Source organism: Pseudomonas sp. Pseusp11, from assembly GCF_047304405.1.
Lineage (GTDB): Bacteria > Pseudomonadota > Gammaproteobacteria > Pseudomonadales > Pseudomonadaceae > Aquipseudomonas.
Map to the genome: position 1 here is coordinate 251236 of NZ_JBGLZF010000001.1, position 23044 is coordinate 274279.

General features: G+C 61.7%; 11 protein-coding genes. 7 read left to right on the forward strand and 4 right to left on the reverse strand.

Features of this window, described 5'->3' with window-relative positions; all coding sequences use genetic code 11:
• The first annotated feature begins 55 nt into the window (after positions 1-55).
• Together ACCC96_RS01195 and ACCC96_RS01200 are read left to right on the forward strand one after the other, a co-directional pair.
• Positions 56-13039 carry a non-ribosomal peptide synthetase gene (locus tag ACCC96_RS01195; protein WP_413694746.1) on the forward strand — a complete coding sequence of 4328 codons (12984 nt, stop codon included), beginning with the start codon at positions 56-58 and terminating at the stop codon, positions 13037-13039.
• 80 nt (positions 13040-13119) lie between these two features.
• Positions 13120-13944 carry an alpha/beta fold hydrolase gene (locus tag ACCC96_RS01200; RefSeq protein ID WP_019650587.1) on the forward strand — a complete coding sequence of 275 codons (825 nt, stop codon included), beginning with the start codon at positions 13120-13122 and terminating at the stop codon, positions 13942-13944.
• A 51-nt stretch (positions 13945-13995) separates the two neighbouring features.
• Here ACCC96_RS01200 and dsbG read toward each other — a convergent pair whose 3' ends face one another.
• From dsbG to ACCC96_RS01220, 4 genes are all read right to left on the reverse strand, one after another.
• Entirely contained in the window at positions 13996-14763 is a 768-nt protein-coding gene (gene dsbG / locus ACCC96_RS01205) for a thiol:disulfide interchange protein DsbG (RefSeq protein ID WP_413694747.1), read from the reverse strand.
• Positions 14739-15605 carry a TlpA disulfide reductase family protein gene (locus tag ACCC96_RS01210; protein ID WP_019650588.1) on the reverse strand — a complete coding sequence of 289 codons (867 nt, stop codon included), beginning with the start codon at positions 15603-15605 and terminating at the stop codon, positions 14739-14741. The genes dsbG and ACCC96_RS01210 overlap by 25 nt, the downstream gene beginning before the upstream one ends.
• Positions 15605-17338, reverse strand: coding sequence for a protein-disulfide reductase DsbD (gene dsbD / locus ACCC96_RS01215; RefSeq protein ID WP_413694748.1), 1734 nt, complete (start codon positions 17336-17338; stop codon positions 15605-15607). The genes ACCC96_RS01210 and dsbD overlap by 1 nt, the downstream gene beginning before the upstream one ends.
• 117 nt (positions 17339-17455) lie before the next feature.
• Positions 17456-18232 (reverse strand): hypothetical protein, encoded by a 777-nt coding sequence (locus ACCC96_RS01220; RefSeq protein ID WP_413694749.1) that lies wholly within the window; start codon positions 18230-18232, stop codon positions 17456-17458.
• Positions 18233-18558: 326 nt separating this feature from the next.
• Between ACCC96_RS01220 and ACCC96_RS01225 the strand changes: the two genes are divergently transcribed.
• From ACCC96_RS01225 to ACCC96_RS01245, 5 genes are all read left to right on the forward strand, one after another.
• Entirely contained in the window at positions 18559-19239 is a 681-nt protein-coding gene (locus ACCC96_RS01225) for a response regulator (RefSeq protein WP_018929974.1), read from the forward strand.
• Positions 19236-20561 (forward strand): ATP-binding protein, encoded by a 1326-nt coding sequence (locus ACCC96_RS01230; RefSeq protein ID WP_026345973.1) that lies wholly within the window; start codon positions 19236-19238, stop codon positions 20559-20561. The genes ACCC96_RS01225 and ACCC96_RS01230 overlap by 4 nt, the downstream gene beginning before the upstream one ends.
• A gap of 128 nt (positions 20562-20689) precedes the next feature.
• Positions 20690-21175 (forward strand): GNAT family N-acetyltransferase, encoded by a 486-nt coding sequence (locus ACCC96_RS01235; protein ID WP_019582487.1) that lies wholly within the window; start codon positions 20690-20692, stop codon positions 21173-21175.
• A 134-nt stretch (positions 21176-21309) separates the two neighbouring features.
• Positions 21310-22722 carry an aspartate aminotransferase family protein gene (locus ACCC96_RS01240; protein ID WP_413694750.1) on the forward strand — a complete coding sequence of 471 codons (1413 nt, stop codon included), beginning with the start codon at positions 21310-21312 and terminating at the stop codon, positions 22720-22722.
• A gap of 81 nt (positions 22723-22803) precedes the next feature.
• The gene (locus ACCC96_RS01245) at positions 22804-23031 is read left to right on the forward strand and encodes an MbtH family protein (protein WP_007934245.1); all 228 of its coding nucleotides are present in this window, start codon (positions 22804-22806) and stop codon (positions 23029-23031) included.
• The last annotated feature ends 13 nt before the right edge of the window (positions 23032-23044 follow it).

Here is a 23044-nt window from a genome sequence, read left to right on the forward strand (position 1 = left end):
GCGTGACGTACGAAAACCGATTCCACTTGCAAGCCGAATTCAGGCAGGAAACCTCATGACCGACGCGTTCGAACTCCCCAGCACACTGGTCCAAGCCCTCCAGCGCCGCGCGGCCCTGACGCCGGACCGGGTGGCCTTGCGTTTTCTTGCCGAAACCCAGGATCAGGCTGTGGTGCTCAGTTATCGTGAGCTGGACCAACGGGCGCGAACCATTGCCGGTGCGTTGCAGGCCGAGTCGTCGTTCGGCGATCGCGCGGTGCTGCTGTTTCCCAGCGGCCCGGATTACGTTGCGGCGTTCTTTGGCTGCCTGTACGCCGGGGTGATCGCGGTGCCGGCCTATCCGCCGGAGTCGACCCGTCGTCATCATCAGGAACGCCTGCTGTCGATCATCAGCGATGCCGAGCCGCGCCTGCTATTGACCAGCGCCGACCAGCGTGACGCCTTGCTGCAAATCAACGGGGCGCCGCCGCTGCTGTGTGTCGACACCCTCGACAACGCCCTGGCCGAACGCTGGGTTGCGCCGGACCTGCAAGGCGCGCACATCGCTTTCCTGCAATACACCTCCGGCTCCACCGCGTTGCCTAAAGGTGTGCAAGTCAGCCACGGCAACCTGGTGGCCAACGAACTATTGATTCGTCACGGCTTTGGCATCGACCTCAACCCTGACGACGTGATCGTCAGCTGGTTGCCGCTTTACCACGACATGGGCCTGATCGGCGGCCTGCTGCAGCCGATTTTCAGCGGCGTGCCGTGCGTGTTGATGTCGCCGGCGTACTTCCTCGGCCGCCCGTTGCGCTGGCTGGAAGCGATCAGCGAATACGGCGGCACCATCAGCGGCGGGCCAGACTTCGCCTATCGACTGTGCAGCGAACGCGTCAGCGAATCGGCTCTGGAACGCCTCGACCTGAGCGGCTGGCGCGTGGCGTATTCCGGTTCCGAACCGATTCGCCTCGACACCCTGGAACGCTTCGCCGAGAAGTTCGCGGCCTGTGGCTTTACGCCAGACAGCTTCATGGCCTCTTACGGCCTCGCGGAAGCCACGCTGTTCGTTGCCGGCAGCCCGCGCGGTCAGGGTATTCCGGCGTTGCGCGTGGACGATCAGGCCTTGGCGCAAAACCGCGCCGAACCGGGCGATGGTAGTCCGATCATGAGTTGCGGTATTAGCCAGCCGGATCATGCGGTGCTGATTGTCGATTCGGTATCGCTTGAAGAACTCGCCGACAACGCAGTCGGTGAAGTCTGGGCCGCCGGGCCGAGCATCGCCCATGGCTACTGGCGCAACCCTGAAGCCACGGCCAAGACCTTCGTCCAGCACGCGGGTCGCACCTGGCTGCGCACCGGCGATCTGGGCTTTTTGCGTGACGGTGAACTGTTCATCACCGGGCGCCTGAAAGACATGCTGATCGTTCGTGGCCATAACCTCTATCCGCAGGACATCGAGCAGACCGTCGAGCGTGAAGTGGAGGTGGTGCGCAAGGGGCGTGTGGCCGCGTTTGCGGTCAACCTCGAGGGTCAGGAAGGCATCGGCATTGCCGCGGAAATCAGCCGCAGCGTGCAGAAAATCCTGCCACCGGAGGCGCTGATCAAAGCGATCCGCCAAGCGGTGGCCGAGGCGTATCAGGAAGCGCCAAGCGTGGTGCTGTTGCTCAATCCGGGGGCGCTGCCCAAGACCTCCAGTGGCAAGTTGCAACGCTCGGCCTGCCGCAATCGCCTGGCCGATGGCAGCCTCGACAGCTATGCGGTTTTCCCGTCGGCAGCGAACGAAAGTGAAGGCAGCAGCGAGTCGGGTTCCGAACTGCAAACCCTGATCGGCCAGATCTGGTGCGAGCAGTTGCAGGTCAAGCAAGTCAACGCCGATGACCATTTCTTCCTGCTCGGCGGTAACTCCATCGCCGCCACTCAAGTGGTTGCACGCCTGCGTGAAACGTTGGGGCTGGAGCTGAATCTGCGTCTGTTGTTCGAAGCGCCAACCCTCGGCGCATTCGCCGCCGCAGTCGCCCGGCAACAACAGGATGGCGGCCTCGCGCAAGGCGCGATCACTCAGCTGTCGCGCAGCGAAGCCATGCCGCAATCCCTGGCGCAAAACCGTTTGTGGATCACTTGGCAACTCGACCCGCAGAGCAGCGCCTACAACATTCCCGGTGCCTTGCGCCTGCGCGGCGAACTGGACGAAGACGCCTTGCGCGCCAGTTTCCAGCAACTGATCGAACGTCACGAATCCCTGCGCACACGGTTTTTCGAGCGCGACGGTGTGGCCCTGCAACGGGTCGATGCTGCCGCTGAATTCATTCTTCAAGTGATCGACATCAGCGACGTGCCGGCCGCCGAGCGTGAAGCCCGCGCGCAACAAATCCGCGAGGACGAAGCCCACACCCGGTTCGATCTGGAGAGCGGCCCGCTGCTGTGGGTGACCCTGGTGCGCCTCGATGATGAAGACCATCAACTGCTGGTGACGATGCATCACATCATCGCTGACGGCTGGTCGCTGAACGTGCTGATCGAGGAGTTCTCGCGCCTGTATGCGGCAGCCTCTCAAGGCCAGACCGCCAGCCTTCCAGCCTTGCCGACGCAATACGCCGACTACGGCAGTTGGCAGCGCCAGTGGCTGGCGCAAGGGGAGGGCGAACGGCAACTCGCTTACTGGAAAGAGCAGTTGGGTGATGAACATCCGACCCTGAGTCTGGCCACCGACCACCCACGTTCGGCGCAACACACGCACTGCGCCGAACGTCACACGCTGCGGTTGGACGCGAGCCTGAGCAACGCCATTCGCCAGACCGCCCAGGCCCATGAGTCGACGCCGTTCATGCTGTTGCTCGCGGCGTTCCAGAGCCTGCTGCATCGCTACAGCGGCCAGCGCGACATCCGCATCGGCGTGCCGAATGCCAACCGTCCACGGCTGGAAACCCAAGGGTTGATCGGCTTCTTCATCAACACCCAGGTGCTGCGTGCCGAAGTGGATTCGCGACAGCCATTCGTGGAGTTGCTGGCGCAAACCCGTCAAGCCGCCTTGGGTGCGCAAGCGCATCAGGACCTGCCGTTCGAACAACTGCTCGAAGCTTTCCCGCAGGCCCGTGAACAAGGTCTGTTCCAGGTCATGTTCAACCATCAGCAACGGGATCTCAGCGCCCTGCGTCGTCTGCCGGGGCTGCTCGCCGAAGAGCTGCCGTGGCACAGCCGCGAAGCCAAGTTCGACTTGCAACTGCACAGTGAGGAAGACCGCAACGGACGTTTGAGCCTGTCGTTCGACTACGCCAGCGAACTGTTTGACGCGCCGACCATCGAGCGTCTGGCCGAGCATTTCAGCAATTTGCTGCGAGCCATCTGCGAACGTCCGCAACAAGCGATCGGTGACCTGCAACTACTGACTACCGCCGAACACACTCAGCAAAATGACTGGAGCGTTGCCCCCTGCAACCCGGCACGGCAGTGGTTGCCGGAACTGCTCAACGAACAAGTGCGCCAGACCCCGGAGCGCACCGCGTTGCTGTGGGACGGCGGCAGCCTGGACTTCGCCGAACTGCACACCCAGGCCAACCGCCTGGCGCATTACCTGCGCGACAAAGGCGTCGGCCCGGACGTGTGCGTGGCGATCGCCGCCGAACGTTCGCCGCAGTTGCTGATCGGTTTGCTGGCGATCATCAAGGCCGGCGGCGCTTATGTGCCGCTGGACCCGGATTACCCGGCCGAGCGCCTGGCCTACATGCTCCGCGACAGTGGCGTCGAGTTGTTGCTGACCCAAACCGAATTGCTCGACCGCTTGCCGGCCACTGATGGCGTCTGCGTGATCGCCATGGACGCCCTGCACCTGGAAAATTGGCCGAGCCATGCACCGGGTCTGCACCTGCACGGCGACAACCTGGCCTACGTGATTTATACCTCCGGTTCCACCGGCCAGCCCAAGGGCGTTGGCAACACTCACGCGGCGCTCGCTGAACGGCTGCAATGGATGCAGAACACCTATCGCCTGAATGAAACCGACGTGCTGATGCAAAAAGCCCCGATCAGCTTCGACGTGTCGGTGTGGGAGTGTTTCTGGCCGTTGATCACCGGGTGCCGCTTGCTGATCGCCGGCCCCGGTGAACATCGTGATCCGCACCGCATCGCACAACTGGTTCAGCAGTATGGCGTGACCACGCTGCACTTTGTGCCGCCGCTGCTTTCGCTGTTCATCGATGAACCGCTGACCGCCAAATGCACCAGCCTGCGCCGAGTATTCTCCGGCGGCGAAACCTTGCCCGCCGAACTGCGCAATCGCGTGCTGGCGCAATTGCCGGCGGTGCAACTGCACAACCGTTATGGCCCGACCGAAACCGCGATCAACGTCACCCACTGGCATTGCACAACGGCTGATGGCGAGCGCTCGCCGATTGGTCGGCCATTGGGCAACGTGCTGTGCCGGGTGCTCGACAGTGACCTCAACCCGGTTCCGACCGGCGTGCCGGGTGAGCTGTGTATCAGCGGTATCGGTTTGGCTCGAGGCTATCTGGGCCGTCCGGGGCTGACCGCCGAACGTTTCGTGGTCGATCCACTGGGCGAGCAGGGCGCGCGTCTGTACCGCACCGGCGACCGTGCGCGCTGGACCGCCGATGGCGTGATCGAATACCTCGGTCGTCTCGATCAACAGGTCAAACTGCGTGGTTTTCGTGTCGAGCCGCAAGAGATCGAAGCGCGGCTGTTGGCACAATCCGGCGTCGCCCAAGCGGTGGTGCTGGTGCGTGAAACATCGGCCGGCGGGCAGTTGATCGGTTACTACACCGCCACTGATTCCACTGAAGATGTCGACGCTCAAAGCCTACGCCTGAAAGCCGCGCTGGCCGCCGAGTTGCCCGAATACATGGTCCCGGCGCAACTGATGCGTCTGGACGAAATGCCCCTGAGCCCGAGCGGCAAACTCGACCGTCGTGCCTTGCCGGAACCGCAGTGGCAAGTCCGCGAACACGTCGAACCGGTCACGGCCCTTGAGCAGCAAATCGCGGGTATCTGGCGTGAAGTGCTGGGCCAGACCCGGATCGGTCTGCGCGACGACTTCTTCGCCCTCGGCGGTCATTCTTTGCTGGCCACGCAAATCATCTCCCGCACCCGTCAGGCCTGCGACGTCGAGTTACCGTTGCGGGCGCTGTTCGAGGCCAGTGAACTGGGCGCGTTTGCCGAACAGGTTCGCTTGATCCAGGTCAGCGGCAAAACCAACCAGCAGCCACCGATCGAGAAGGTCGACCGCCGCCAACCGGTGCCGTTGTCCTATTCCCAGCAACGCATGTGGTTCCTCTGGCAGATGGAACCGGACAGCCCGGCCTACAACGTCGGCGGCATGGCGCGGTTGCGCGGTGTGCTGGATGTCGGGCGTTTCGAGGCGGCATTGCACGCGTTGATCATGCGTCATGAAACCCTGCGCACGACATTCCCGAGCATCGACGGCGTGGCCCGGCAGCAGGTGCATCCGGACACCGGCCTGCGCATGGACTGGAAGGATTTCTCCGCGCTGGCGGTCGATACCCGTGAGCAGCGTGTCCAGCAACTGGCCGACAGCGAGGCGCATAAACCTTTCGATCTGGAAACCGGACCGTTGCTGCGCGCCTGCCTGGTCAAGACCGCCGAGCAGGAACATTACCTGGTGCTGACCCTGCACCACATCGTCACCGAAGGCTGGGCGATGGATATCTTCGCCCGGGAACTCAGCGCGCTCTATGAAGCGTTCGTCGATGACCGCGAATCACCGCTGCAACCTCTGCCGGTGCAGTACCTGGATTACAGCGTGTGGCAGCGTCAATGGCTGGAATCCGGCGAACGTCAGCGCCAGCTCGATTACTGGACCGCGCAACTGGGCCGCGAACATCCGCTGCTGGAATTGCCGGCCGATCGTCCGCGTCCGCCGGTGCAAAGTCATCAGGGCGAACTGTTCCGCTTCGACCTCAGCGATGACCTCGCCGCACGGGTTCGTGCCTTCAACGCAGACAACGGTCTGACCCTGTTCATGACCATGACCGCCGCCCTGGCCGTGCTGCTTTACCGCTACAGCGGCCAGACCGACCTGCGCATCGGTGCGCCGGTGGCCAACCGCATTCGCCCGGAAAGCGAAGGGCTGATCGGCGCGTTCCTCAACACCCAAGTGCTGCGTTGCCAGCTCGACGGGCAGATGTCTGTGGGCGAGTTGTTCGAGCAGGTTCGCCACACGGTGATCGAAGGCCAGTCCCATCAGGACCTACCGTTCGATCACTTGGTCGAAGCCCTGCAGCCACCGCGCAGCGCCGCGTACAACCCGCTGTTCCAGGTGATGTGCAACGTGCAGCGCTGGGAATTCCAGCAGAGCCGCACCCTGTCTGGTATGACCGTCGAGTACCTGGCCAACGATGCGCGAGCGACCAAGTTCGACCTCAACCTGGAAGTCACCGACCTCGACCATCGCCTCGGTTGCTGCCTGACTTACAGCACCGATCTGTTCGATGAGCCGCGCATTGCGCGCATGGCCGGGCACTGGCGCAATCTGCTGGAAGCGTTGCTGGCCGATCCGCAACAGCGCTTGAGTGAACTGCCGTTGCTCGACGCCAGCGAACAGCAAAACCTGCTCGACAGCCTCGGCATCGAGCCGGGTGAGCATCGCCTCGATCAATGCATCCACCAGCTGTTCGCTGAGCAGGCGCTGGTGCGCATGGGCGCACCGGCGCTGACGTTCGCCGGGCAAACCCTGAGCTACGCCGAGCTCGACAGCCGCGCCAATCGTCTGGCCTGGATGCTCCGTGAGCGCGGTGTTGGGCCGCAGGTGCGGGTCGGCTTGGCGTTGGAACGTTCGCGGGAGATGGTCGTCGGCTTGCTGGCGATCCTCAAGGCGGGCGGCGCCTATGTGCCGCTGGACCCGGAATACCCGCTGGATCGTCTGCACTACATGATCGAAGACAGCGGCATCGGTTTGCTCCTTAGCGATGCGGCGATGTTCGCGGCGCTCGGTGAATTGCCGGCCAGCGTTGGCCGCTGGTGCCTGGAAGACGATGCCGCGGACCTGGCCAATTACCCGGCCAGCGAGCTGCCGTTTATCAGTCTGCCGCAGCATCAGGCGTACCTGATTTACACCTCGGGCTCCACCGGAAAACCGAAAGGCGTGGTGGTGTCCCACGGTGAAATCGCCATGCATTGCCGCGCAGTGATCGAGCGTTTCGGTATGCGCCCCGATGATTGCGAGTTGCACTTCTATTCGATCAACTTCGATGCCGCGACCGAGCGTCTGCTGGTGCCGTTATTGAGCGGTGCGCAAGTGGTCCTTCGCGCTCAAGGCCAGTGGGATGCGCAAGAAATCTGCGGGCTGATTCGTCGCCATAACATCAACATCCTTGGCTTCACCCCAAGCTATGGCAGCCAGTTGGCGCAATGGCTGGCGACCCAGGGCGAAACCCTGCCGGTGCGCATGTGCATCACCGGTGGCGAAGCCCTGACTGGCGAACACTTGCAGCGGATTCGCGCGGCGTTCAAACCGAGCCTGTTTTTCAACGCGTACGGCCCGACCGAAACCGTGGTCATGCCGCTCGCCAGCCTGGCGCCCGAGCAATTGGAAGAAGGGTTGGGCAGCGTGCCGATCGGCAGCGTAATTGGCGCTCGGGTGGCCTACATTCTCGACGCCGATCTGGCGTTGGTGCCACAAGGTGCGACCGGGGAGTTGTATGTCGGCGGTGCCGGTCTGGCGCAGGGTTATCACCAGCGTCCAGGGATGACCGCCGAACGGTTTGTCGCCGATCCTTTTGCCGCGAACGGCGGACGTTTGTACCGCACCGGCGACCTTGTCCGTCAGCGCGCCGATGGTCTGGTGGAGTATCTCGGCCGGATCGACCATCAAGTGAAGATCCGTGGTTTCCGCATCGAACTGGGCGAAATCGAAACCCGTCTGCTGGAACATGAGTCGATCCGTGAAGCGGTCGTGCTGGCGCTCGATGCACCGAGCGGCAAACAACTGGTGGGTTATCTGGTCACTGACGTGGCCGAGCAGGAAGACGCGCAAAATACCGAATTGCGCGAAGCCCTCAAGGCTCACTTGAAGGCTCAACTGCCGGACTACATGGTGCCCACGCACCTGATCCTGCTGGCGAGCATGCCATTGACCGCCAACGGCAAACTCGACCGTCGCGCACTGCCGGCACCGGACCCGGAGTTGAATCGTCAGCAATATGTGGCGCCGAGCAACGAACTTGAGCTGACCCTGGCCGGCATCTGGTGCGAAGTGCTCAACGTGCAGCAGGTTGGCCTCAACGACAACTTCTTCGAACTGGGCGGCGATTCGATTCTGTCGATTCAGGTGGTCAGCCGGGCGCGGCAGCAGGGCATTCACTTCAGCCCGCGCGACCTGTTCCAGCACCAGACCGTGCAGACGCTGGCTGCGGTGGCGACCCGCACCGAGCAGGTCACCGCCGAGCAAGGTTTGCTCACGGGGGAGTCGCGTTTGACGCCGATTCAGCACTGGTTCTTCGACACCGATATTCCACAGCGTCAGCACTGGAACCAGGCGTTGCTGCTGGAACCGACCGTGGCGCTGGAGCCGCATCGCCTGGAGCAAGCGCTGCTGGCGGTGATCGAACAGCACGACGCCTTGCGTTTGCGTTTCACCGAGGTCGCCGGTCATTGGCAGGCCGAGCATCAGGCAGTTTCCGACACCGCCGTGCTGTGGCAAGTGCAAGTGCCGACCCTGGACACATGCGCGGCGCTGTTCGCCGAAGCCCAGCGCAGCCTCGACCTTGTGCAAGGGCCGCTGATGCGGGCGCTGTTGGTCGACGATCCCGAGGGGCAACAACGGTTGTTCATTGCCATTCACCACTTGGTGGTCGACGGGGTTTCGTGGCGGGTGCTGCTGGACGATCTGCAAACGGTTTATCGTCAACTGGACGCAGAGCAGTCAGTAAAACTGCCGGCGAAAACCAGTGCCTTCAGGGACTGGGCCGCACGATTGCAGGCTTACGCCGGCAGCGAATCCTTGCGTGAAGAATTGAGCTGGTGGCAGTCGCAACTGGCCGGCCCAAGCGCTGAGTTGCCGTGTGATCGGCCTCAGGGTGGTCAGCAGAATCGTCACGCGCAAACCGTCAGCGTGCGCCTCGACAGCGAGCGCACCCGGCAACTGTTGCAACAGGCGCCTACGGCCTATCGCACCCAGGTCAACGACTTGCTGCTGACCGCGTTGGCCCGTGTGTTGTGCCGCTGGAGCGGTCATGAGTCAGCGTTGATTCAACTCGAAGGTCACGGCCGCGAAACCCTGTTCGACGAGATCGACCTGACCCGCACCGTCGGCTGGTTCACCAGCGCGTATCCGCTGCGCCTCACTCCGCTGAGTGAGCAGGGTGCGTCGATCAAGGCGATCAAGGAGCAACTGCGCGCGGTGCCGCATAAAGGCCTGGGGTATGGCGTGCTGCGTTACCTGGCCGATGGCCTGTGCCGGCAGACCATGGCCGCGCTGCCGGTGGCGCCGATCACCTTCAACTACCTTGGCCAGTTCGACCAGAGCTTCGGCAGCGATGCGCTGTTCCGTCCGCTTGATGAGCCGGTGGGTGCGGCCCATGATCCGCATGCGCCACTGCCCAACGAACTGAGCATCGACAGTCAGGTGTACGGTGGTGAACTGGTGCTGCGCTGGACCTTCAGTGCCGAACGCCACGACCGGCAAACCATCGCCGACCTGGCGCAGGCGTATCTGGGCGAATTGCACAGCCTGATCCAGCACTGCCTGAGCGACAACGCGGGCGGCCTGACGCCGTCGGACTTCCCGCTGGCCAAACTGACTCAGCCGCAACTCGACGCACTGCCAGTCCCGGCGGCGATGATCGAAGACGTCTACCCGCTGACCCCGATGCAGGAAGGCATGCTGCTGCACACCTTGCTCGAACCGGGCACCGGCCTCTATTACATGCAGGACCGCTACCGCATCAACAGCGAGCTCGACCCCAAGCGCTTCGCCCACGCCTGGCAAGCGGTGATCGCCCGTCACGAAGCCCTGCGCGCGTCGTTCTGCTGGAACGTCGGCGAAGACATGCTGCAAGTGATCCATAAACCGGGCAGCACGCAGATCGAGTATCTGGACTGGAGCGCGGTGGCCGAAGCCGAGCAAGAGCCGAAGCTGCAGGCGCTGCTGAAAAGCGAGCGCGAGGCCGGGTTCGATCTGCTCAATCAGGCGCCGTTCCACCTGCGCTTGATCCGCGTGGGCGCGGCGCGCTACTGGTTCATGATGAGCAACCACCACATCCTCATCGATGCCTGGTGCCGTTCGCTGCTGATGAACGATTTCTTCGAAATCTACAGCGCCTTCGGCGAAGGTCGGCAGGCGCAACTGGCTGTGCCGCCGCGTTATCGCGATTACATCGGCTGGTTGCAACGCCAGAGCCTGGCTGAAGCGCGGCAGTGGTGGCGGCGGAACCTGCAAGGTTTCGAGCGCACCACGCCGATTCCGAGCGACCGGCCGTTCCTGCGTGAACATGCCGGCGACAGCGGCGGCATGATCGTCGGCGACCGCTACACAAGGCTCGATGCCCGGGATGGCGCGCAACTGCGCGAACTGGCCCAGGCCCATCAGCTGACCATCAACACCTTTGCCCAAGCGGCGTGGGCGTTGGTATTGCGCCGCCTGAGTGGCGATCGCGATGTGCTGTTCGGTGTCACGGTGGCCGGGCGTCCGGTGGAGATGCCAGAGATGCAACGCACGGTCGGCCTGTTCATCAACAGCATCGCCCTGCGGGTGAAAATGCCCGAGGACGATCAGCGTTGCAGCGTTCGTCAGTGGCTCAGCGGTCTGCTCGACAGCAACATGCAACTGCGTGAGTACGAATACCTGCCGCTGGTGAGCATCCAGGAAAACAGCGAGTTGCCTAAAGGCCAGCCGCTGTTCGACAGCCTGTTCGTGTTCGAAAACGCCCCGGTGGAAGTCTCGGTGCTGGACCGTGCGCAAAGCCTCAATGCCACTTCGGATTCGGGCCGCACCCACACCAACTTTCCGTTGACGGCGGTCTGCTATCCGGGGGATGACCTGGGTTTGCACCTCTCCTACGACCAGCGTTATTTCGACGAATCCACGGTCGAGCGCATGCTCGGTGAGTTCAAGCGCCTGTTGCTGGCGCTGGTCGAAGGATTCCATGGTGACATGGCTGATCTGCCGCTGTTGGGCGCAGAGGAACAGGACTTCCTGATCCACGGCTGCAATCAGAGCGAACACGACTATCCGCTGGAGCAGAGCTATGTCTCATTGTTCGAAGCGCAGGTTGCCCGGCATCCGCAGCGGATCGCCGCCAGTTGTCTCGATCAGCAACACAGCTATGTTGAGCTGAACCAGCGCAGCAACCGTCTCGGCCATGCCTTGATCGCTGCAGGCGTCGGCCTCGATCAACCGGTGGCGCTGCTCGCCGAGCGTAATCTCGATCTGCTGGGCATGATCGTCGGCAGCTTCAAGGCCGGTGCCGGTTACCTGCCGCTGGACCCTGGTCTGCCAAGTCAGCGTCTGAGCCGGATCATCGACCTGAGCCGCACGCCGTTGCTGGTCTGCACTCAGGCGTGCCGTGACCAAGCCGTCGTGTTGCTGGAGGAATTCGGATGTGCCAACCGGCCTCGATTGCTGGTCTGGGAAGACGTGCAGGCGAGTGATGTTTCGGTGGCCAATCCGGGTATTTACAGCGGTCCGGACAACCTCGCCTACGTGATTTACACCTCAGGCTCCACCGGCCTGCCGAAGGGCGTGATGGTCGAGCAGCGCGGCATGCTCAATAACCAGTTGAGCAAGGTGCCGTACCTGAAACTGAGTGACGCCGATGTGATCGCCCAGACTGCCTCGCAAAGCTTCGACATTTCGGTCTGGCAGTTCCTCGCGGCGCCGTTGTTCGGCGCTCGGGTGGACATCGTGCCGAACAGCATCGCCCATGATCCGCAAGGCTTGCTGGCTCACGTCCAGAGCCAGGGCATTAGCGTGCTGGAAAGCGTGCCGTCGCTGATTCAGGGCATGCTCGCCCAGGACTGCATGAGCCTCGATGGCCTGCGCTGGATGTTGCCGACCGGTGAAGCGATGCCGCCGGAACTGGCGCATCAATGGTTGCTGCGTTACCCGCAGATGGGGCTGGTGAACGCTTATGGCCCGGCGGAATGCTCGGACGATGTGGCGTTCTTCCGGGTCGACATGGCCTCGACGCGTGGCAGTTATCTGCCGATTGGTACGCCGACCGACAACAACCGTTTGTACCTGCTCGATGGCGCGCTGGAGTTGGTGCCGTTGGGAGCGGTGGGTGAGTTGTGCGTGGCCGGCACCGGGGTGGGGCGCGGTTATGTGAGCGATCCGTTGCGCACGGCGCAGGTGTTTGTGCCGAACCCGTTCGGCGCACCGGGCGATCGTTTGTATCGCACGGGTGACCTGGCCCGACGTCGCAGTGACGGTGTGCTGGAATACGTCGGACGTATCGACCATCAGGTGAAGATTCGCGGTTACCGCATAGAACTGGGTGAAATCGAAGCGCGTCTGCATGAACAGCCGGAAGTCCGCGATGCGGCGGTCGGGGTGCAGGAGGGCGTCAACGGCAAGCATCTGGTCGGCTATTTGGTGGCAGCGGATTCGGCGCTCAATCCGAACGAACGACTGGAGCGGATCAAGCAGCGCCTGCGTGCCGAGTTGCCGGAATACATGGTGCCGCTGCACTGGTTGTGGCTCGACAAGCTGCCGCTCAACGCCAACGGCAAACTCGATCGCAAGGCCTTGCCGGCACTGGAGATCGGCCAGTTGCAGAGCCAGGACTATCAGGCGCCGGGAAATGAGCTGGAGCAGACCTTGGCGGATATCTGGGCCGAAGTGTTGAAGGTCGAGAAGGTTGGCGTGCGTGACAACTTCTTCGAGCTGGGTGGGCATTCGCTGCTGGCCACGCAAATTGCCTCGCGGGTACAAAAAGCCCTGCAACGCAACGTGCCGCTGCGGGCGATGTTCGAGTGCAGCACGGTGGCGGAGTTGGCCGAGTACATCGACGGGTTGGCGGTGAGCGACATCACCGAGGAGAAGGTGGATCGGTTGAATGACCTGATGGCGGAGCTGGAGGGGCTTTAACCCGGGTTGACTGCCGAGCCCACGCGGCTCAGGCTTCCCGTGGTTTTTTAATGGATCCTCTTTCACCAGGGAGACAGTCGATGCCCTTCGTAACGGTTGATGGACAAGCGCTTCACTACATAGATCAAGGCACGGGCCCGGCGGTATTGCTGGCCGGGAGCTACCTGTGGGACCAGGCCATGTGGGCACCGCAGATTGCGGCGCTGTCGCAGTACTATCGGGTCATTGCCCTGGACCTCTGGGGCCATGGCGAGTCCGGGCGGATGCCCGAGGGCATGACGTCGCTGGATGACGTGGCGCGTCAGGCACTGGCATTGCTCGATCATCTGGACATCGATCGCGTCACGCTGGTCGGTCTTTCGGTCGGTGGCATGTGGGGCGTTCGCCTGGCACTGTCGGCGCCGCAGCGGCTCAACGGGCTGGTGCTGATGGATACTTACGTTGGTGTCGAACCGGAGCCGACTCGTCAGTATTACTTCTCGCTGTTCAAACAGATCGAAGACAGCGGTGAGATCGCGCCGCAACTGCTCGACATTATTGTGCCGATCTTCTTCCGCCCGGGCATCGATCCGCAGTCGGCGCTGTATCAGGATTTCCGCGCCAGGCTGGCTGCGTTGCCAGTCAACCGGCTGCGTGAAAGCGTCGTGCCGATGGGGCGAATTACGTTTAGTCGTGATGATTTGTTGCCGCGCCTGGCTCAGCTGAACCCTGAAACCACGCTGTTGATGTGCGGCGACCAGGACAAACCTCGGCCGCCATCGGAAACCCAAGAGATGGCCGAGTTGATCGGTTGCCCGTATGTGCTGGTGCCGGAGGCGGGGCATATTTCCAGTCTGGAGAACCCCGAGTTCGTCACTGAGGCCCTGCTGAAGTTTCTGGCCGACAGAAATCCGTGTAGCGCTTGATTAAAAAGATCGTCCGAACGCGGCCCGAGCCTTCGGACGATCTTTTGATCTTTATTTGGGCCCGAGAATCTTCAGCAACTTGTCCGGCGACGGCGCGCCTTGCTGTTGTTGCAACTGGCCCTTTTCATCCATGTAGAAAATCGCCGGGGTGGCGGCCAGTTCCAGGTCTTCCATCAACTTCATGTTCGCCGCCAGTTTCGCCTGAACCGCCGGTGGTACGTCCTTCAAGGCCTTGAGCGAGCTGCCCTTGCCGGATTTCTCGTGTTCTTCCAGGGCTTTCTGCGGGTCCTTGGCGGCCAGCAGCGCGGCGGATTTGCCGGGGCTGTCTTCGCGAATGATGCCGACCATGATGTGCCGCAGCTGCACCTTGCCGGCCTGGACCCACGGCCGTGCCTGTTCCCAGAACATGTTGCAGTACGGGCAGTTCGGGTCGCTGAACAGGTAGACGACCCGTGGTGCGTCCTTATTGCCGTCACCGATCCAGCTGCTTGCTTCCATCTTGCCCCAGACTTCCTTGGCCATCGGCGCGTAGACCAGTTTCTGCAACGGTGCGCTGCTCAGGTCATTGCCGTCGGCGTCGTACAGATTGCCGAGCAGCACATGTTTGCCGTCCGGGGTCAGGTATAGCGTCATGCCGCGGTTCTGGTACTGCGCCGCATAACCGCGCAGGCCGTCGGGCGCGTCGAAGGTGCCGACGATTTTGGCGCCCTTGGCTTCGATCTTCTTGATCGCTTCAGGCAGTTCTTCGGCCTGTACCGACGGCAGGTGCAGCAGGGCGGCACCCAGGGTCAGTGTCAGCAGGTAGCGGAGGCGGAGCATGGCAATTTCCTTGAAGGCGTGGCCGGGGTGGCCGGGTTCGGGGTGTCAAAGTGTTCCAGGGCGCGGGCCAGGCTGGCTTCCGACATCTCACCCAGGTGACTGCCCAACAGATACCCGTCGGGGCTATAGAACAGCGTAGTCGGCAATGCCATGGAACCCACGGCCTGGCTCAATCGACCGCTGCCATCGAACAGCACGTTGGTCAGGCTCAGGCCCTGGGTTTCGAGGAAGGTGGCGACGCTCTGCATGCTTTCGCTCTGGTTGACGAACAGGAAGGTCAGGTCCGGGCGCTGTTGCTGGGCGTTCTCCAGCACCGGCATTTCCCGGCGGCACGGCGGGCACCAGGTGGCCCAGAGGTTGATGACCAACGGGCCGCCCTGGTAGTCGCTGAGTTGCAGGGTCTGGCCAGCGGCATTGCGCAGGGTGATCTGCGGCAGGCGCGTGCCTTGTTCGTAAATACTCAGGGAGAAACTCGCCAGCAGCCAGAACACCAGGCCGCTGGCCACGCCAAAGCCCAACGGCCGACGCAGGCCCGGTTGACGCCAGCCGCGGTACAACGCCGCCAGCAAGAGCACGACCACCCCTGGCCAGGCGAGAAAACCACCGTCGCGCAGGTCGATGATCTGCCACGGGTCGTTGCGATAATGTGCCCAGTAGGCAATCACGAAGCCGACCCGGGCCGCCAACATGCCCAACAGGAACAGGCTGAACAGCACCGATTCCGGGTTCTCGCCGCCACGCTTGGCCACCCGCCAGCCGACAAAGGTCGCCAGCGCCAGGGCACTGATCAGCAGCAGGTGATTAAGCGCGATGGCAAAGGTGCCGAGGGTAAAGGTCAGCATTAACGAGCGTCTCGGGTGGTGGTCCAGCGTTGCAGGAAAGTGCCGGCATCGACCTCGCCGGTGATGCGCTGGCTGCGACGCTCTTCGCCGTCGGTGCCGATCCACAACAGGCTCGGCGGCCCCGGCACTTTATAACGGCCGAGCAGTTCGCGGCTGGCGGCATTGTCGGCGGTGACGTCCAGCCGTAGCAAGCGCACATCGCTCAGCGCATCCAGCACCTGGGGTTTGCCGAAGACCTGTTTTTCCATGACTTTGCACGACACACACCAGTCGGCGTAGTAGTCCAGCAGCACCCATTGGCCCTGGGCCTTGGCGGCGTCGAGCTCACGTTGCAGGGACGCGGGCTCCTTGATCGTAGTGAATGCATCATGAGCGCTCGGCGCGACAACGCCGGTACGGCCGGCGCTGTACACCTGCAATGGCTGATACGGATCGTCACTGCCCCCCGCCGCGCCGATCACCAACAGGCTGCCCCACAGACCCAACAGCAGCGAACTGGCGCCGAACAGGTGGGCAACGCGGCCAAACCCCTGGGACTGCTTCCAGGCGCTGTAGGCGGCGATCAGCAGCAAACCACCGCACAAACCGAGCCACAGCGATTCATCCAGCACCGGACGCAGCATCAGCAAAGCCGTGGCGAGAAACAGGAAACCGAACACACCCTTGAGCAGGTTCATCCAGGCGCCAGGTTTAGGCAGGAAGCGATTGCCGACGGTCACCAGCAGCAACAGCGGCACACCGATGCCGATGCCCAGGGCGAACAGAATCAACCCGCCGTGCAGCGCATTGCCGCTCTGGGCGATATAGAGCAGGGCGCCGGCCAATGGGGCAGTCATGCACGGTCCCACCAACAGACCGGACAAGGCCCCCAGCACACCGGCGCCCATCAGGTTGCCACCGCGCTGGCTGCGTGAAACATGTTCCAGCCGATCCCGTATGGCCACCGGCAATTGCAGTTCAAAAAAACCGAACATCGGCAAGGCCAGCAGCACGAACACCGCCGCAAAGCTGCCCAACAGCCATGGATTCTGCAGCAGCGCTTGAAGGTTCGCCCCGAGCGATGCAGCCAGAACGCCCATCGCCGCATACACCAGTGCCATGCTGATCACATAACTGCCGGCCAGGGCAAAACCGCGTTTGGGCGTGGCGCCACTGCCAACGATCAACCCTGCCAGAATCGGCAGCATCGGCAACGAGCAAGGGGTGAAGGCCAGCAACAGGCCCAGGCCAAAGAACACCAGCAAGCTCCAGCCCAGCGCCCGTTGTTGCAGGTCACTGGCCAGGGCTTGATCCGGTGCTTCGTTGACCACTGCAGTGGCAACGTTGCCGCCCAGGTCCACGACCTGAGTCTGCGGTGGATAACACAAGCCGGCATCGGCACAACCCTGGAAACCTACCTTGATCTGACCGGTGGCACCGGCCGGAATCTTCAGCTCCAGACCTTGACGATAAACCGGTTGTTCTCCGAAGAACTCGTCACTGTGTACTTCGCCTTCGGGTAATACAGGATGCTGCTCCCCGAGCAAGCCATCGAATTTCAGACGCTTCTGATAGAGGTAATAACCGTCGGTAATCTGCCAATAGAGCTGTGTTTCACCTGAATCAAGACGTTCGGAGGTGAAGACGAATGCCTTTTCCACCGGCAGAAAATCAGGTTTGGTTTCGAACGGATTAGTCCCTGCCTGGGCTACACCCGAGATCAAGAGAACGAAAAATAGAAACAGTCGACGCATGGGTAAGCCTTATCCCTGTGCAAGTGAGGTGCACAATGGGTGGCGGCGATTAACCGATGATTAACCGCCGCCGGGCTGTCTACGAAGTCGCTCATGGACAGTCATCAGCTTCAATCCTCAGTTGCGCAACAGCCCTGGCCAGGACTCGTTGTTCACCGAATGCGGACCAGACTCCAGACGGTTTTTCGGGATGTTGTATGTCAGGTATTGATTGTCAGTCAGAAAAATATAGTAATAGTTGTCGGCAAACGTGCGATCTTTCTGCACCCCGGTGATAATTCTGTCTTTGTAGGCGGTCAGGCCTGGCCAAGTGGTCTCTGTGATGGCTTCGAGTCTAATCGTTTGGATGGGCGCCACCACCGTGTTAAAGAGGTTGTCGTCATATTTGTCGTCGGCATAATCGATTTGCGGATTTTGGGGGACCTCATCCCAGTCCAGATAAAGAGAGTTTCCGTCGTTCAAGATAAATCGAAATAATGAACTGCGATTTACCTGCCACCATGTGCCGGTAATGATTCGGTCGAAATAAGGCAACAGCAGCTTCCATTTAGTGTCTTCAACCTTGCGGGTCTGCATCACCGCATCGGTATCCTGATTGTAGGCGCAGACCATCGGCGTAGTGCGCTCGTAATAGAAAAGCCAAAGGATATCGAGGTCAGAAAAGTCCATGGGACGATCAAGCGTTATGCCCGTGGTCGTAAATCCAAACCGCAGGTTTTGCATGTGGTTTTCCAGCGTCCCCCAATTTTCTTTAATCGGCCAGGGGTATCCATCAGAGACCTTGTTATCGGGAATATCAAAGCGGGAATAAGTATCGGTGTCTTTGAAGATGAAGTAGATCTTGTCTTTTCCTGAACGCCAATCGACGGTCACGATATTTTTAAGTGTCGGCATGATCTGATTCCTTTCAGATAATTAAGTATGGTTCGGGTCTTAAATGACTTTCTTCCAGGTAATTATTGGCCTGGAGTGGAGCCGTGCTAGGGTAGCGTGATGTTTTACGCTGTTGTCATGTTTTCAGGATGGAATGTGTTTCGGTTTGAAACGACATGCTCGCAGGCGTCCGGCCATGCATTAACAGCGAACTTCACTTTCAACTTCGTCGATTAGCGGTCGCGACGCCTGTGTGGGAAGCGCTGCTTCTCGTCAGCGGCGAGCCTTGCCATAATTGCGGCTTAATCCTCAGCTGCTTCACTCGCTTTTTTGTCCTGGGGGCTCCCATGCATGTACTGGTTTGCGAAGACGATGAGCTGATCGCCAGCGGTATTGTTGCCGGCCTGACCGCGCAAGGCCTGACCGTCGAGCACGTCGCCACCGCGTCGGCTGCCCGGGCGATGCTCAAGGTGGCTGAGTTCGATGTCATGGTGCTCGACCTTGGCCTTCCCGATGAGGATGGCCTGAAGTTGTTACAGCAGTTGCGTCACAGTGGCCTGGAGATTCCGGTGTTGATTCTCACGGCGCGGGATTCGGTCACCGATCGCGTTGATGGCTTGCAGGCCGGGGCCGACGATTACTTGCTCAAGCCTTTTGACCTGCGCGAACTGGCAGCGCGCCTGCACACCTTGCTGCGACGAGTGGCGGGGCGCAGCGTCAACCTGATCGAGCACGGTCGTTTGACCTACGATCCGAGCAGCCGCGAAACCATGCTGGGCGGCCAGCCCGTGGACCTTTCCCGTCGCGAGCAATCGCTGTTGCAAGCCTTGCTGCACAACCGTGGTCGCGTACTCTCAACCGAGCAACTGAAAGACAGCGTCTACGGTTTCAACGATGAGCTGGAAAGCAACGCCCTTAACGTCCATATCCATCACCTGCGGCGTAAACTCGGCAATGGCATTGTCGAGACGGTGCGTGGCCTGGGCTATCGCCTGGGGCCGGCCGATGGCGGAGAAGAATCGAAGTGATGAGCCTGCGTTTGCGTCTGAGCCTGACCCTCGGCGCCGCATTTGCGCTGATCTGGGCCCTGGCCGCCGCCTGGATGCTCAGCGATCTGCGCAACCAGATGATGTTTTCCCTCGACCAGCGGCTGGTTGCCTCGGCGCGGATGGTCGCCGGGTTACTGGAGCAACTTCCGGCATTGCCGAGCAAGGGCGAGGGTACCCATTTCAGTGCTGAACAACTGAATATCCCCGGCGGCATGGCCTGTCAGGTCAGCTCGTTGCGCGGCGAGATTCTGGCCCGCAGCCACAGCAACCCCGAGCAAGCGCTGGAAGCCGAGAAAATGGGTTTCCACGATCAGATTATCGACGGCGCGCCATGGCGCAGTTTCACCCTGGCACGGGGCGATGTGCGCATCACCACCGCCGACCGGCAGATCGAGCGTGAAGCGCTGAACATGTCCATTCTGCTGGCGGCCTCGGTGCCGGTCGGCGTGGCGCTGCTTGGCTGCCTGTGCCTGTTGTGGCTCGGCATCGGTCAGGGGCTGGCACCGCTCAATCGTATGCGCGATGCGTTGATGCGGCGTAGCGCCGATTCTCTGGAGCCATTGCAGATCCAGCCGTTGCCCAGCGAATTGCAACCGCTGCTGGAAACCCAGAATCAGTTGTTCCAGCGCATCGGCAAGACCATCGAGCGCGAGCGGCGCCTGACCGGTGATGCTGCGCACGAATTGCGTAGCCCGCTGACTGCGATCAAAACCCACTTGCAAGTGGCGCGCATGACCGACGGTGCCGCGCGGGATCAGTCCCTGGCCCGGGCTGAAGAGGGCGCCGACCGCCTGCACCGTACCCTTGAACAATTGCTGCTGCTGGCGCGTGTCGAGGGCAGCTTGTCGTTCGATGATGGCGTGCAGTGCAGCGCTGAGCAGGTGGCGAAACTGGCGATTCAGGATGCCGCCAGCGGCGATCGTCAGCGGATCAAGTTTCAGGTGCCGGCCAGATTCTCCGATGCGCCGCTGCAAATGCCCGCAGTGCTGTCGATTGCTGCATTGCGCAACTTGCTCGACAACGCCCTGCGCCATACGCCGGGCGATAGGGCGGTGGAGCTGAGCCTGGAAACCAATGGCAATCGTGTGCACTTTTTGGTTCGCGACCACGGCCCGGGAATTGCCGAAGACGACTTGCAATACCTGACCCAACGCTTCTGGCGTAACGGCCAGAGCACCGGTTGCGGCCTCGGCCTGGCGATTGTCCAGGCCATCGTCCAGCGCTGCGGTTGCACCCTGCATTTCGACAGCCGGGCGGATGGGTTGCGGGTTGAATTGACGATGCCGTTGCAACCTGTCTAACAGACACCGCTCCCACAGGGTGTCTATGTCGTCGCACACCAAATGTAACGTCTCTCCGTTGGCCTCCCGGTCCTCACGGCGTTATCGTCCTCGGCAGCTTTGACTCAATGGATTGAGGTAACAGCGCCATGACTGCATCGATACACATCTGCAAGGCAACGTCTGCCGACGCCGGCATCATCAGCCGGATCGTCGAGCGCTCCATTCGCGTCGGCTGCGCGCTCGACCACCGCAATGATCCACGAACGGTCGCCACCTGGACCCACAACAAAACCATCGAACACGTGCAGCCCTGGCTGAACGACCCGCGGTTGTACCTGAACATCGCTCTGTTGCAAGACAAACCGGTCGGCGTCGCCATGGCGGCGATCAGCGGCAAGGTTGCGTTTTGTTACGTGCAGCCGGAATGGTTTCGACGCGGCGCCGGACAAGCGCTGGTGCATGATCTGGAGACGTGGTTGATCACTCAGGGTTTGCCCCAGGCACGTCTCAACAGCACGCGCACCGGCGAAGCGTTTTATCTCCACTTGGGTTACCGGGTTTGCGCCGAAGCTTTCACGGTGGCGGGGCTCCACGCCATTCCCATGCACAAGGCGCTGCCGCCACCGTCATAGAAAGCTGATCGAGGGTCTAAATCCTCGAGCCCTTGGTGCGTTTCCAGAACAGGAAAACCTGCAAGTGCGCCCGGTGAACGGAATGCGCACCTGCCCGGTGTGCAGTTTTGGTCACTATCAACAGGGGTCGAGAGATGTCAGTCGCTACCAGCCTTATCGAAGATCAGCCGGCCCGGATTGTCCCGACGCCTGCCGAGACGCTTTATCAGTTCAACGAATCGCCGCTGTTGGCCCGTCAGAGCCAACAGGAATCGAACGCCCGCAGCTACCCGCGACGCATACCCCTGGCACTCAAGCGTGCCAAGGGCATTTATGTCGAAGACGTCGAAGGCCGCTGTTTCATCGATTGCCTGGCCGGTGCCGGAACCCTGGCCCTGGGGCACAACCATCCGGTGGTGATCGAAGCGATCCAGCAAGTGCTGAGCGATGAACTGCCGCTGCACACCCTCGACCTGACCACGCCGGTCAAGGACCGGTTTGTCCAGGACCTGTTCGGTCTGCTGCCGCCGGCATTGGCCGCTGAAGCGAAGATTCAGTTCTGTGGCCCCACCGGCACCGATGCCGTGGAAGCCGCGCTGAAACTGGTGCGCACCGCCACCGGGCGCAGTACCGTCTTGTCGTTCCAGGGCGGTTACCACGGCATGAGTCAGGGCGCACTGAGCCTGATGGGCAGTCTGGGACCGAAAAAGCCGTTGGGTGCCTTGCTCGGCAATGGCGTGCAGTTCATGCCGTATCCCTACGATTACCGTTGCCCGTTCGGGCTCGGTGGCGTGCAGGGAGTGCAGGTCAACCTGAATTACCTGGAGAACCTGCTAAACGATCCAGAGGCTGGCGTGCTATTGCCGGCTGCGGTGATCGTCGAAGTGGTGCAGGGCGAGGGCGGGGTGATTCCGGCCGATCTCGACTGGCTGCGCGGTTTGCGGCGCATCACCGAGCAGGCCGGCGTGGCGCTGATCGTCGATGAGATTCAGAGCGGCTTTGCCCGCACCGGCAGGATGTTCGCCTTCGAGCACGCCGGAATCATTCCGGACGTGGTGGTGATGTCCAAGGCCATCGGCGGCAGCCTGCCGCTGGCGGTGGTGGTCTATCGCGACTGGCTCGACACCTGGCTGCCGGGCGCCCATGCCGGAACCTTCCGCGGCAATCAGATGGCCATGGCCGCAGGCTCTGCGGTGATGCGCTACCTGACCGAACACAAGGTTTGCGAGCACGCCGCCACCATGGGCGAGCGCTTGAGCGAACACCTGCACATCCTGCAGCGGGACTTCCCGCAGCTGGGCGACATTCGCGGACGTGGCTTGATGCTGGGTGTCGAATTGGTCGACCCAGCTGGTGCGCCGGACGCTCAAGGCCATCCACCGGTATTCGGTCGTCTGGCGTCGTTGGTGCAGCGCGAATGCCTCAAGCGTGGGTTAATCCTCGAGCTGGGCGGGCGTCATGGCGGTGTCGTGCGTTTCCTGCCGCCGTTGGTGATCACCGCCGCCGAAATCGATCGGGTGGCCGACATTTTCGGCAGGGCCATGGCCGCAGCCGTCGCCAGCCTCTAAATTTTTCAGCGCCTTTAACGTTCCTTCTAGATAACGGCTGCGCACGGTGTGCAGCCCACCCTATAGCGATGGAGAGACAGCATGACGTCAGTATTCGACCGCGAGGACATCCTCTTTCAGGTCGTGGTCAACCACGAAGAGCAATACTCGATCTGGCCCGACTACAAAGCCGTGCCACAAGGCTGGCGCACCGTGGGCAAGAGCGGCCTGAAAAAGGAATGCCTGGCCTACATCGAAGAGGTCTGGACTGACATGCGTCCACTGAGCCTGCGCCAGAAAATGGAAGAGCAGGCGGCCGTGGCTCACTGAGTCGCCGCGCAAA

Excerpts from the sequence above, each read along its gene's own strand:
- ACCC96_RS01220 (WP_413694749.1), bottom strand. The coding sequence starts at position 18,232 with ATGCCGACACTTAAAAATATCGTGACCGTCGATTGGCGTTCAGGAAAA.
- ACCC96_RS01235 (WP_019582487.1), top strand. The coding sequence starts at position 20,690 with ATGACTGCATCGATACACATCTGCAAGGCAACGTCTGCCGACGCCGGC.
- ACCC96_RS01240 (WP_413694750.1), top strand. The coding sequence starts at position 21,310 with ATGTCAGTCGCTACCAGCCTTATCGAAGATCAGCCGGCCCGGATTGTC.
- ACCC96_RS01210 (WP_019650588.1), bottom strand. The coding sequence starts at position 15,605 with ATGCTGACCTTTACCCTCGGCACCTTTGCCATCGCGCTTAATCACCTG.
- dsbD (WP_413694748.1), bottom strand. The coding sequence starts at position 17,338 with ATGCGTCGACTGTTTCTATTTTTCGTTCTCTTGATCTCGGGTGTAGCC.
- ACCC96_RS01200 (WP_019650587.1), top strand. The coding sequence starts at position 13,120 with ATGCCCTTCGTAACGGTTGATGGACAAGCGCTTCACTACATAGATCAA.
- ACCC96_RS01195 (WP_413694746.1), top strand. The coding sequence starts at position 56 with ATGACCGACGCGTTCGAACTCCCCAGCACACTGGTCCAAGCCCTCCAG.
- ACCC96_RS01225 (WP_018929974.1), top strand. The coding sequence starts at position 18,559 with ATGCATGTACTGGTTTGCGAAGACGATGAGCTGATCGCCAGCGGTATT.
- ACCC96_RS01245 (WP_007934245.1), top strand. The coding sequence starts at position 22,804 with ATGACGTCAGTATTCGACCGCGAGGACATCCTCTTTCAGGTCGTGGTC.
- dsbG (WP_413694747.1), bottom strand. The coding sequence starts at position 14,763 with ATGCTCCGCCTCCGCTACCTGCTGACACTGACCCTGGGTGCCGCCCTG.